Source organism: Flavobacterium xinjiangense, assembly GCF_900142885.1.
GTDB classification, from domain to species: domain Bacteria; phylum Bacteroidota; class Bacteroidia; order Flavobacteriales; family Flavobacteriaceae; genus Flavobacterium; species Flavobacterium xinjiangense.
In genome coordinates, this window is the sequence record NZ_FRCL01000009.1 from 119,775 (window position 1) to 131,177 (window position 11,403).

Consider the following 11,403-nt stretch of genomic DNA (forward strand, 5'->3'; position numbering starts at 1 on the left):
TCAAACGATGACTTTTGCAATCATTACCCATGTACCTCATATCATTGAACGTAATACTTACTTTGCTTATGCGCCCTATGTAAGCGAAATGAATGTTTGGGCAAAGTATGTAGAGGAATTGATTGTGGTAGCGCCAATAATAAAGACAGGAAAAACTCTTGTAGATAAACCGTATCAACATCATAATATTCAATTTTCGCCTATTGAGGGCTTCGATGTTTTGAATTTAAAAGGTGTCTTTAGTACCGTTTTAAAAATGCCCAAAATTATTTGGACAATTTTTAAAGCAATGAAATCTGCTGATCACATCCATTTGCGTTGTCCTGGTAATACTGGTTTAGTTGCCTGTCTAGTACAAATTGCTTTCCCACAAAAAATAAAAACAGCTAAATATGCCGGTAATTGGGATCCTAAGTCTAAACAGCCCTGGACGTATAAATTGCAACAGTGGATACTCAACAATACGTTTCTGACCCGAAATATGCAGGTGTTGGTTTATGGTGATTGGGATGGGAGTTCCAAAAACATTAAGCCTTTTTTTACTGCCACCTATCAAGAAATTGATAAATTACCTATTACTAAAAAAGAGGTGAAAGGACGTGTTAATTTTATTTTTGTGGGAACTTTAGTGAAGGGAAAAAATCCTTTGTACGCTATTCAGTTGGTGGAAGACTTGCTTAAAAAAGGATATGATGTATGCCTTAGTTTATATGGAGAAGGAATAGAACGCGCTACAATTGAACAGTATATTATAGCCCATCAATTAGAAGCGTTAATTGAATTACAAGGGAATCAATCTAAAGAGACTGTTCAAAAAGCCTATCAAAAGAGTCATTTTGTGATCTTGCCTTCCGATAGTGAGGGCTGGCCAAAAGCCATTGCAGAGGGAATGTTTTGGGGCTGTATACCACTAGCAATGGCAGTTTCTTGCGTGCCCTTTATGCTTGACCAAGGAAGTAGAGGCATTTTGCTAGCAATGGATTTGGAAAAAGATACTACACAGATTGAAACGCTATTGCATACTCAAATGGATTTTGATACTAAAAGTCGAAATGCCTCGGATTGGTCCAGGAACTATACTTTAGATGTTTTTGAAAGAGAAATTAGGGATTTATTAAAACATGATTCCAAATTCAAAAAATAAATGAAAAAGCACTACCTATTTGGGTTTCTTTTTTTTGTAGTTGCATTGCTAGCTATAATCAACTATAGAACTCCTTTTTTTCAACAAGAAGGAGGAGGTTGGTCCATAGGTTATGGCGAGTCAGTTGGCTATCCTGAACGTATCGATGTCAGTAAAAACTCTATTTATTCTATCGAAAAATTGAAAGCTAAAAATGACAGTACCGTATTTCTTGCCGATCCCTTTTTTGTTAAAGAAAAAGGCATTTTTTACCTATTTTTTGAACATAAGAAAATGAAATCTAATGCGGATGTTGGTTTAATGACCTCAACAGACGGGAAAAAGTATCAGTATCGGGGCACTGTTCTAACACAGAAGTTTCACTTGTCTTATCCGCAAGTTTTTAAATATAAGAATACTTTTTATATGGTACCGGAGTCGAAACAGGCTAATATGGTGTTGCTGTATAAAGCATATCATTTTCCTTTCGACTGGAGGATTTGTGATACTTTGATTGCCAATGTTGCGCTCGTGGATCCTTCCATCTATTTGTCGGACTCTTTAAATATTTTAGTTGCGACGGATTATGAAAAAAACATGTACTTGTATCAAGCTGACTCGCTGTTTGGGAAATGGAAATTGCATAAAAAACAAACAATTGCTTTGATAGGAACTGAGGCGAGAGCGGGTGGTCGTTTTTTTGTCGATAAAAAAGGATTGGTTTTACCCGTGCAAAATTGTACCAAAGGCTATGGATATGGGTTATCGTTGTATCGTTTTTCCTTTCATGGCGGAAGTTATGATGTAAAAAGAGAAAATCCTTTTTATTTAATGGCGAATAAAAATATAGCCGCATTTAATGCCGGAATGCATCATTTGGATGTGCAACGAATCGATGCCAATCATTACTATTATGTTTATGATGGGAATCGATTAAAGAGTACGACTAAACATCTGAATATTAGAGGGCCTCTTAAAATGAGTTATTTGGATTTTAAAAGTTGGATATTAAAAAAATGAGGATACTTCAAATAATAGATAGTTTAGAAGCAGGTGGTGCAGAACGTATGGCGGTTAATTATGCGAATGGCTTAGTTAAACAAATTGATTTTTCTGCTTTGGTGGCTACCCGACAAGAAGGTATTTTGAAAAACGAATTGGCTGAAAAGGTTTCTTATCTGTTTTTGAATAAAAAAAGTACCTTTGATTTAAAATCAATTTTTAGATTAAGATCATTTGTTCAAAAAAATAAAATAAGTATTGTTCACGCACATGGAACCTCCTTTTTTTTAGCCTTTTTTTTAAAATTGATATATCCTACGATCAAAATTATATGGCACGAGCATTATGGGGCACGAGTACACCAATCCAGAATGGATAATTTGGCTTTGTTACTTTCTTCATTTCTTTTTTCTTCTGTTTTTGTAGTCAACCATCAGTTAGAGGCTTGGGTGAAGAAAAATTTATTTCTTACGAAGGTTTACTATATTCCCAATTTTGCAACATCAGAACAAGTTCATGAAAATACAACTTTTTTGAGAGGGACTGATGAAAAACGTATTGTTTGTTTGGCCAATTTAAAAGATCCTAAAAACCATATCTCAATTCTGATTGCTTTTAATGAGATGAAAATAGGTGATTTAGGGTGGAGTTTGCATCTAGTAGGAAAAGATTATAACGACAATTATTCAATTGTTTTAAAAGATTTTATCAGAGGAAATAATTTAGAAAATTCTATTTTTATTTATGGTTCTAAAAATGATGTACAACATATTTTAGCACAGGCTTCAATAGGAATTTTAGCTTCTACAGCCGAAGGTTTTCCATTAACCTTATTAGAATATGGTTTAGCAAGATTGCCAGTGGTTTGCACAAATGTTGGCTTTTGTTCCGAAATCATCAAAGACAATAACAGTGGCTTATTATTTGATCCTTCAGATAATTTACAAATACAAAATCAACTTCTCAAAATGATTACTGACAAACAGCTAAGAAATTGCTTTGCATTACATTTGCAGAAAGTGGTTTGCGATAATTATTCCAAAAATAAAGTTATCGACGTTTTATTATCCCACTATGCTAAGATACTTTAAACACACAAAAAACTGTAATACATGAAAAAAGAAGAACAATCGTATCTGTATTTAATTCTATTCCATGTTGCAATAGGTATTATGGTTTATGTACTTCCTTTTACAGCAAAATTGTATGGTTATTCCATTTTTCTATTTGGTATTTATTTTGTTGTAAAAACGCAAAATAGAAATCACCAATCCTTGATGGTGGCCGCCTATATAACCGGGAGCGAAGTGCTGCTGAGAATGACAGGCGGAAACATATCCTATGAATTTTCGAAATATGGAGTGATGATTTTTCTTTTTATCGGAATGTATTATAGCGGATTGTCCAAAGGGGCAACGCCTTATTGGATTTTTTTGTTATTATTAGTGCCCAGCATTGTCCTTTCCACTTTTGTATTGGATTTTGACAACAATGTCAGAAAGACTATTGCCTTTTATATGTCCGGGCCGGTCTGTTTGGCATTAGCTTCTTTATATACGTACAGGCGAAAAATAGCTTTGGAGCAGATGAACAGTATTTTATTGAGCATGGGGCTGCCCATTATTAGCTGTATGGTTTATTTAACCTTGTATACCCCTAACGTTCGGGATGTGATCACCAGTACGCAATCGAATTTTGAAACATCCGGAGGCTATGGACCGAATCAGGTGGCTACATTTCTAGGGTTGGGGATGTTTATTTTTTTTTCGAGGGTAATATTAGAGTCTCCAACTAAATTTATGTTACTAACGAATTTGATTATCGCACTTAACATTAGCTATCGTGGGATGCTTACCTTTTCCAGAGGAGGAATGATAACCGGTTTTATCATGATTGTTTTGTTATTGTTGTTTCTGTATTTTAAATCCAATTACAGAGGAAAAGTAAAACTCAATTATATTATTGTATTTGTCACTTTAGCCATGATGGCAACCTGGGGTTACACCTCATTCCAGACGGGAGGACTTATTGATAAGCGTTATGCTAACAAGGATGCTAAGGGCAGAGTTAAGGAAAGTCAATTGACCGGAAGGGAAGATATAGCGCGTAGTGAAATCGATATGTTTTTTAAGAATCCTATATTTGGGGTGGGAGTTGGAAAAGGGGTAGAAATTAGGGCGCTAGAAATAGGTAGTGATGTACAATCTCATGATGAAATTACCCGGATGCTAGCAGAACATGGAACGCTAGGTATACTAGGCTTACTGATCTTATTTTTTACGCCATTAGTTTTGTATCTGGAAAATAAGTTTAATATGTTTATGCTGTGTTTTGTCACTTTCTGGTTTTTAACCATCAACCATGCTGCGATGCGGACGGCGGCACCGGCCTTTGTGTATTCATTGTCTTTGTTGAATGTGCAGCTGGGGAGTCCGAATAGAGTTAAGAAAGAGGAATAGTGTTCAGGTTTTTTAGTGTTCAGTGATCAGTGATCAGTGTTCAGTCTTTTTTAGTGATCAGTGATCAGTATTCAGTGATCAGTGGTCAGTTTTTTTTGGTGGTCAGTGATCAGTGGTCAGTGTTCAGTTCTAAAAAAAGTGGTCAGTGGTCAGTTTTTTTTGGTGGTCAGTATTCAGTATTCAGTGTTCAGTTCTAAAAGAGTGATCAGTGATCAGTGGTCAGTGTTCAGTTCTAAAAAAAGTGGTCCTTGTTCAGTGGTCAGTGTTCAGTTCTAAAAGAGTGTTCAGTGTTCAGTGGTCGGTGTTCAGTTCTAAAAGAGTGATTAGTGATCAGTTCTAAAAGAGTGATCAGTGATCAGTGATCAGTGGTCAGTGTTCAGTTCTAAAAAAAGTGGTCAGTGTTCAGGTTTTTTAGTAATCAGCTTTAAATAAGTAAATATGAAATTCCAAGATTTATTAGCGTATCAGAAATCATTTTCATTAGCTATGAAAATTTTTGAAATAACTAAACGGTTTCCAAAAGAAGAAATGTATTCATTAACGGATCAAATTAGACGTTCTTCCAGAAGTGTATCGGCTAATATATCAGAATCCTATAGAAAAAGAGTCTATCCCAAAAATTTTCATAGCAAATTAACCGATTCAGATGCTGAAAATTCAGAGACTCAAGTTTGGCTTGAGTTTTCACTTAAATGCAACTATATAAACGAAAGTGTTTACAACGAATTATTAAACGAAAGTAATGAGGTTGGAAAGCTAATTAATTACATGATCTTAAATCCTCAGAAATTTGGTGTAGGGGTGTAGCGAAGTAGGCAGTGATCAGTGATCAGTGTTCAGATTTTAGTGGTCAGTCTTTTTTAGTGGTCAGTCTTTTTTAGTGGTCAGTCTTTTTTAGTGGTCAGTCTTTTTAGTGGTCAGTGATCAGTGGTCAGTGTTCAGTGATCAGATTTTTTAGTGGTCAGTGTTCAGTGATCAGTGTTCAGTCTTTTTTAGTGTTCAGTGATCAGATATAAAAGAAGTGGTTAGTGTTCAGTGATCAGTGTTCAGATATAAAAGAAGTGGTCAGTGTTCAGTTTCGAAAAAAGCTGACAGTGATTAGTTTTAAAAGAAGTGTTCAATATCAAAAAAATCACAGTGATTAGTCTCGATTTACTGTTAATACCTAATAGATTTAAAGTATATTTCTAAAAACAACCAATTCCAGATAAACCTGAATAGAGTAAACTAAGCACCGAACATTCATCACTATGCATACTGAACACTGAACACTGACCACTGCTCACTGACCACTGCAAACTATTCTACAGTGATGAACTGCAGTTGTTGTAAATCACCATTGTAAATATTGATATCTACATTTCCTTTTATCCCTGGAACGGAAGCTTTTTCTGTGAATTGCCAGAACAGCCAGTCGGAATCCATTTTTTCTCGATAAAAATTATAATTGGCTATCCAGAAGAGATAATCGCTAAACTCGTCCTTTAAAAAATCATCGTAATATTTTTCGCCGGTATAGATAATCGGTTTCACTTTATAATGGGATTCCACAGCCTTCAACCATCGTTTCAAACCGACTTTCAAACTGTCCAGCGACTGATTTTTAGGCAGTTTTTCAATATCTAAAATTGGCGGTAAATCTCCTTTCTGGAGCGTAACGGTTTTAATGAAAAGTTCTGCCTGCTCGAGGGAGTTTTCGTTAGGGCGGTAATAATGATAAGCGCCCCGAATCATTTTATTTTCTTTGGCGCCAAGCCAATTCCGCTTAAACTGACGGTCTTTCCTATCCTTTCCTACGGTTGCCCGAATAAACACATAGTCTAAAGGGTATTTTTTTTCTAAAGTATCTACATAAGACCAGCGGATTATTCCCTGATACTCAGAGACGTCCAAACCGATACTTTTCCCCTCATGATTTTCTAAAACCTGGAAATTCCGAACGTCCGAAATACGTTTTGCTTCGGCTTTTTCTTTTAAAGCTTTATCTGATTTGAAACTGAAATAATAGGCCAGTCCATTACGGTAATGATACACAGTGCCAATAAGAAGTACCACAAAAAAAGCAACAAGCGAAAAACGCAGCAGTTTAGTTGAAAAAACAGACGCTTTCTTTTTGGGTTTACGAACTACCGTCGTTCTTCTTCTTACCACTTTTTTTCTCATTCAAAAACTACTTTATTGCCCTTTTATTATTCGCTACCGATAGCAAAACATAAAGAATTATCAGCAAAGGAATTCCTAAATATTGGAAGAAAACCAATAACAATACAGAAAGAGATAAAAAGACAATTTGAAGTGCATTGTCTTTAAAGTTAAACTTTTTAAGCTTCAATGAAAATAACGGAATCTCGGCATTTAAGATATAAGCGCTTAATACCGTTATGGCAAGCAAAACAAACTGGTTTGTCAAAATTTCCAACGTAAAGAGGGAATCTGAATATTTTAAAACCAAAGGCAAACTCAAAATAAACAGTGCATTGGCAGGCGTAGGCAATCCTATAAAAGAATCGGTTTGACGCGTATCAATATTAAAATTAGCCAAACGATAACAAGAACCCAGCGTAATAATGAATCCCAGATAAGGAATCATAGGGTTAACGGACAGCTCGTGCTGACTGCTTGATAACAAAAAAAACATAACAAATCCTGGTACTACGCCACTGGTAACCATATCGGCCAAAGAATCCAATTGCAATCCCAACGGACTGGACACTTTAAACAATCTGGCAAAAAAACCATCGAAAAAATCTAAGAATATTCCAAGACATACAAAATAAAAAGCCATTTCAAAATCCAATTTAGCCGCAAAAACAATCGCTATACAGCCACAAAAAAGATTGAGTAGAGTAATTAAATTCGGAATGTGTTTTTTAATATTCATAGGTATAACGTTTAGGGATCTAAAGTTGGCAAATTTAGCATAATAAGTGAAGGAAAAGTACGTTTTCTACTAGAGATTTTTAACAGCTACGGTTTGCATAACCCTTTCCCGGTTTTAAACCCTGAACAGGTTGTTTAAATTTATAATAATCGAGTTACTTACTTAAATACCAATAGTAAGTCTAATAAACTCAAAGTTTGTTGTAGTTTTTAAGGACAGTGAATACTTTAGAGTAGCATTAAAAAAATGAAACATTTGCATTTTAAAAAAAAAAACACACCCCTAACCCCTCTTAAGAGGGGAATGTGATTGTGGAATCGATGTTGTTTTTAGGAATCGAGGGAGCACACCCCTGGCGCCTATAGCTCCAGTTGTTATTTAATTTTGGAGTCGTTGAATCTTCGATTTTAAGAGGGGAATTCTCCCCCCGTTAACATTTAACATTTAACTTTTAATTGTTTATTAAGTAAAGAAGTCGAAATAATAGTAATAATAGAATAAAGTAAATCGTATTCACTATCATAGGTGTTATTCCATTACTAAATTTATTTAATCCGAGGAAGAAATAAGCTCAGTAAAAAATTATATTTTTGATAAAAATTAAACAGACCTTCGGTTTGTAAAAAAAGTCCATTTGAAAAAAGCTTTCTTATTTCTATTGCTTTTGGTTTGCACTGCTCATTACAGTCAGGCAGTCCGAAAATACTCCAATGAGTTTATGAATATAGGCGTTGATGCTGCGGCATTAGGTATGTCAAATACAGTGGTGGCCTCTACCAATGATGTGAATTCAGGGTATTGGAATCCTGCAGGCTTAATCCATCTGGAAGACAATCAGGTTTCGTTAATGCATGCTAATTACTTTGCGAATATTGCCCAATACGATTATATGGCCTATGGAAGCCCAATAGACGACCGAAGTGCCTGGGGGATTTCTTTAATCCGTTTTGGTGTGGATGATATTTTAAACACAACGGAATTAATAGACAGCCAAGGTAATATTGACTACAATAGAATCAGTCTCTTTTCTACCGCCGATTATGGTTTTACCTTTTCCTATGCCCGCAAATTGCCAGTTCCTGGATTTCAATACGGCGTGAACGCAAAGGTAATTCGAAGAATTATAGGAAAGTTTGCTAACTCGTGGGGATTTGGTTTTGATGCAGGAATACAATTCGAAAAAAACAACTGGCAATTCGGGTTGATGCTTCGTGATATTACCACCACGTATAATGTATGGAATATTGATGAGGAAGAATACAAAAAAATAGCAAATGCCATTTCTGACCAAAATCAGGAATTACCCGAAAGTACGGAGATTACAGCACCAAAAGCGCAGCTGGGAATAGCTAAAAAAATCATTATTCATTATGACTACAGTATTTTGGCTGCTGCCAATATGAACATGCGGTTCACTAAAACCAATGATGTAATCTCGACTGATTTCGTGAGTATCGATCCCGCCTTAGGGTTTGAATTTGGCTATACAGACTTGGTTTTCTTGCGTGCCGGTGTAGGAAATTTTCAAAATATTCAACAGTTAGACAATACCGAAAAAGTAGGATTCCAACCTAATATCGGATTAGGTTTTAAATACAAAGGCATCCAGGTTGATTATGCCCTGACTGATTTAGGCAATCAAAGTGCCGCTTTATACTCCAATATTTTTTCAATAAAAGTGGATTTGAGTCTTTTTAGGAATTAAACCGCTATTCAGATTAAAATAAAAGCAAAATCTATCGCTAATTCGCTAATTAAAAAAAATCTACAAAAAAACAATTAGCGCATTAGCGGTGAAAACATTTCATAACTAGCAAGAAAGATATATTGTCGCAATTATTAAAAAGAGTTTTTGCCACAGATTAGAAGGATTAAAAAGATTTTTAAAGTTACATGACGAATTAATCTGTGCTAATCTGTGAAATCAGCGGTAAAGAAATTTAGTACTTTATTAAAATACGACATTAAATTTTAGCCATTACTTAATATTAAAAAAAAAATTGGCACAGATTAGAAGGATTAAAAAGATTTTTAAAATTACATGACGAATTAATCTGTTCTAATCTGTGAAATCTGCGGTAAAGAAATTTAGTGCTTTATTAAAATGCGAAATTAAATTTTATCCATTACTTAAATAGTAATGATTCTATGAAAAGAAAAAAGCCTACATTTTCTTTGAAATAAAAAAATCTATTTTTTTATCTGCTAAAAAAAATAGCACAGGCATTGCTTTACTAATTTGGACAAAACCATTAGTGACCATTCGTGAAATTCGTGTTAACTTTTATCTACTGAACTAATTTACACAAAACCATTAGTGACAATTCGTGAAATTCGTGTTGATTTTATATGCTGAACAGAAAAATCCGTGTAAATTTGTTCAATCTGTACAATCCGTGTTCCATATTTTAATAGTGTCCTAAATGAATACATCTTCTTTAAAGAAAATCTCCTTTATTCTATTCTTGTTTTTAACTATACCTGTAAGTTTTGCTCAAAACCTTCTTTTATCTAAAGAAGCAAAAGTCAGTGTCTTGACTTGCGGAACTGGCAATGAATCCTATTCGCTTTTTGGACATACAGCCATCCGAATCAGCGATCCTTTCAACAATATTGATGTCGTATACAATTATGGTGCTTTTGATTTTAACACCCCTAATTTTGTTTTGAAATTTATAAAAGGAGATTTACAATATTTTGCAGTCGCTCATTCTTACGCTGATTTCATCAATGAGTATCAGTATGAGAAAAGATCCGTTTACGAACAAGAATTAAATATTCCGTACCCGCTAAAACAAAAATTATTTGATAATTTGAATACGTCTTTAGCCTCGGGAGAAAGCCACTATACCTATAAATTTATCGATAAAAACTGTACTTCCATGGTAGTCGATATAATCAATAAAACATTGGACACCACCGCAATTGTAAAGAACGCAGATACTGATATTACCTACAGAACGATTCTTTTTCCTTATTTCGACAATCATTTTTATGAAAAACTAGGCACCAGCATCATTTTTGGAAAAAAAGTAGATGGCCTGGGAACACAAATTTTTCTACCATTTGAATTACAAAAAAGTCTAAAAAAGGTTTTCTACAAGAACCATCCGTTGACTGGGGAAAATAAAACGATATTGGAGTTTCCCACAGCAGTTCCGGGATCCTGGTGGAACAATGTTTATACCTATATTTTTTTCCTTGGTTGCATTATCGCGGTAAACAAGAAGCCTGTCTCCGCTTTTTACCTTACTATCATGGCTTTATTGGGTCTCTTCTTCGCCTTTGCAGGCTATTATTCGTTTCATAAAGAACTGGCATACAATTATAACATATTGCTGTTTAATCCAAGCTTATTGTTATTACTGTATTTTTACTATACCAAGAACACCAAAGGTCTTTACAATCTGGCTTTATTCAACCTTGTATCGTTAGCTATTTATCTTGTGATCCTGATTAACAAAGCGCATTTATGGATTGTATTGCCTCTTGTCATTACAAGTGCCGTATTATTAGTGAGACTTGCTATTCAAAATACGAAACGTATTCCGATTATTATTTAATTAAAATGGCAAGATACATATAGCTGTGATTCAAGTTCTTAAGTCCCGTCTAGAGTGGGGGGTAAGACCATGGAATCAAGCGTGTTTTTAGGAGTGAAAGTAACACACCCCTAACCCCTCTGAAGAGGGGAATGTGATTGTGGAATCAATGGTGATTTGATTCAAAGGAACACACCTTTAGTCTCCATAACTCCGGTTGTTATTTAATTTTGGAGTCGTTGAATCTTCGATTTCAAGAGGGGAATGCGGCCATGGAATTAATGGTGTTTTTAGGACTTAAAGAGACACAGCCCGAGCAGCTGTTAAGAGGGGAGTATGATTCCGTAATCTTTAGTGGTTTTGAATTCAAAATGAAATTGTTTGCTTTGAAAAAAG

General features: G+C 34.9%; 9 protein-coding genes. 7 read left to right on the forward strand and 2 right to left on the reverse strand.

Annotated elements, in window-relative coordinates:
* The first annotated feature begins 7 nt into the window (after window positions 1–7).
* From BUC23_RS11925 to BUC23_RS11945, 5 genes are all read left to right on the forward strand, one after another.
* On the forward strand, window positions 8–1,144 hold the full coding sequence (locus tag BUC23_RS11925; RefSeq protein ID WP_073209712.1) for a glycosyltransferase: 1,137 nt from the start codon (window positions 8–10) through the stop codon (window positions 1,142–1,144).
* The gene (locus tag BUC23_RS11930) at window positions 1,145–2,143 is read left to right on the forward strand and encodes a glucosamine inositolphosphorylceramide transferase family protein (RefSeq protein WP_073209714.1); all 999 of its coding nucleotides are present in this window, start codon (window positions 1,145–1,147) and stop codon (window positions 2,141–2,143) included. It begins immediately after the preceding gene.
* A complete protein-coding gene (locus BUC23_RS11935; protein WP_073209717.1) occupies window positions 2,140–3,216 on the forward strand; it encodes a glycosyltransferase in 1,077 nt (358 codons plus the stop codon). The genes BUC23_RS11930 and BUC23_RS11935 overlap by 4 nt, the downstream gene beginning before the upstream one ends.
* Window positions 3,217–3,237: 21 nt before the next feature.
* Complete coding sequence (locus tag BUC23_RS11940; RefSeq protein ID WP_073209719.1) at window positions 3,238–4,584, forward strand: O-antigen ligase family protein; 1,347 nt, start codon at window positions 3,238–3,240, stop codon at window positions 4,582–4,584.
* Between the two features lie 438 nt (window positions 4,585–5,022).
* Window positions 5,023–5,391 carry a four helix bundle protein gene (locus tag BUC23_RS11945; RefSeq protein WP_073209721.1) on the forward strand — a complete coding sequence of 123 codons (369 nt, stop codon included), beginning with the start codon at window positions 5,023–5,025 and terminating at the stop codon, window positions 5,389–5,391.
* A 492-nt stretch (window positions 5,392–5,883) separates the two neighbouring features.
* On the opposite strand, the gene BUC23_RS11950 is transcribed toward BUC23_RS11945, so the two are convergent.
* Both BUC23_RS11950 and BUC23_RS11955 read right to left on the reverse strand, forming a co-directional pair.
* The gene (locus BUC23_RS11950; protein WP_073209723.1) at window positions 5,884–6,747 is read right to left on the reverse strand and encodes a glycoside hydrolase family 25 protein; all 864 of its coding nucleotides are present in this window, start codon (window positions 6,745–6,747) and stop codon (window positions 5,884–5,886) included.
* Window positions 6,748–6,754: 7 nt separating this feature from the next.
* Window positions 6,755–7,465: a CDP-alcohol phosphatidyltransferase family protein gene (locus BUC23_RS11955; RefSeq protein ID WP_073209725.1), complete on the reverse strand. Its 711-nt coding sequence runs from the start codon at window positions 7,463–7,465 to the stop codon at window positions 6,755–6,757.
* Between the two features lie 634 nt (window positions 7,466–8,099).
* On the opposite strand from BUC23_RS11955, the gene BUC23_RS11960 reads away from it, so the two are divergent.
* Both BUC23_RS11960 and BUC23_RS11965 read left to right on the forward strand, forming a co-directional pair.
* Complete coding sequence (locus BUC23_RS11960) at window positions 8,100–9,170, forward strand: putative type IX sorting system protein PorV2 (RefSeq protein ID WP_456236310.1); 1,071 nt, start codon at window positions 8,100–8,102, stop codon at window positions 9,168–9,170.
* Between the two features lie 718 nt (window positions 9,171–9,888).
* A complete protein-coding gene (locus BUC23_RS11965; RefSeq protein ID WP_073209729.1) occupies window positions 9,889–11,028 on the forward strand; it encodes a lipoprotein N-acyltransferase Lnb domain-containing protein in 1,140 nt (379 codons plus the stop codon).
* Window positions 11,029–11,403: the final 375 nt, after the last annotated feature.

What these genes read in the sequence shown, in the direction of transcription:
- BUC23_RS11935 (WP_073209717.1), top strand. Translation starts at nt 2,140, where the DNA reads ATGAGGATACTTCAAATAATAGATAGTTTAGAAGCAGGTGGTGCAGAA.
- BUC23_RS11965 (WP_073209729.1), top strand. Translation starts at nt 9,889, where the DNA reads ATGAATACATCTTCTTTAAAGAAAATCTCCTTTATTCTATTCTTGTTT.
- BUC23_RS11955 (WP_073209725.1), bottom strand. Translation starts at nt 7,465, where the DNA reads ATGAATATTAAAAAACACATTCCGAATTTAATTACTCTACTCAATCTT.
- BUC23_RS11950 (WP_073209723.1), bottom strand. Translation starts at nt 6,747, where the DNA reads ATGAGAAAAAAAGTGGTAAGAAGAAGAACGACGGTAGTTCGTAAACCC.
- BUC23_RS11925 (WP_073209712.1), top strand. Translation starts at nt 8, where the DNA reads ATGACTTTTGCAATCATTACCCATGTACCTCATATCATTGAACGTAAT.
- BUC23_RS11940 (WP_073209719.1), top strand. Translation starts at nt 3,238, where the DNA reads ATGAAAAAAGAAGAACAATCGTATCTGTATTTAATTCTATTCCATGTT.
- BUC23_RS11945 (WP_073209721.1), top strand. Translation starts at nt 5,023, where the DNA reads ATGAAATTCCAAGATTTATTAGCGTATCAGAAATCATTTTCATTAGCT.
- BUC23_RS11930 (WP_073209714.1), top strand. Translation starts at nt 1,145, where the DNA reads ATGAAAAAGCACTACCTATTTGGGTTTCTTTTTTTTGTAGTTGCATTG.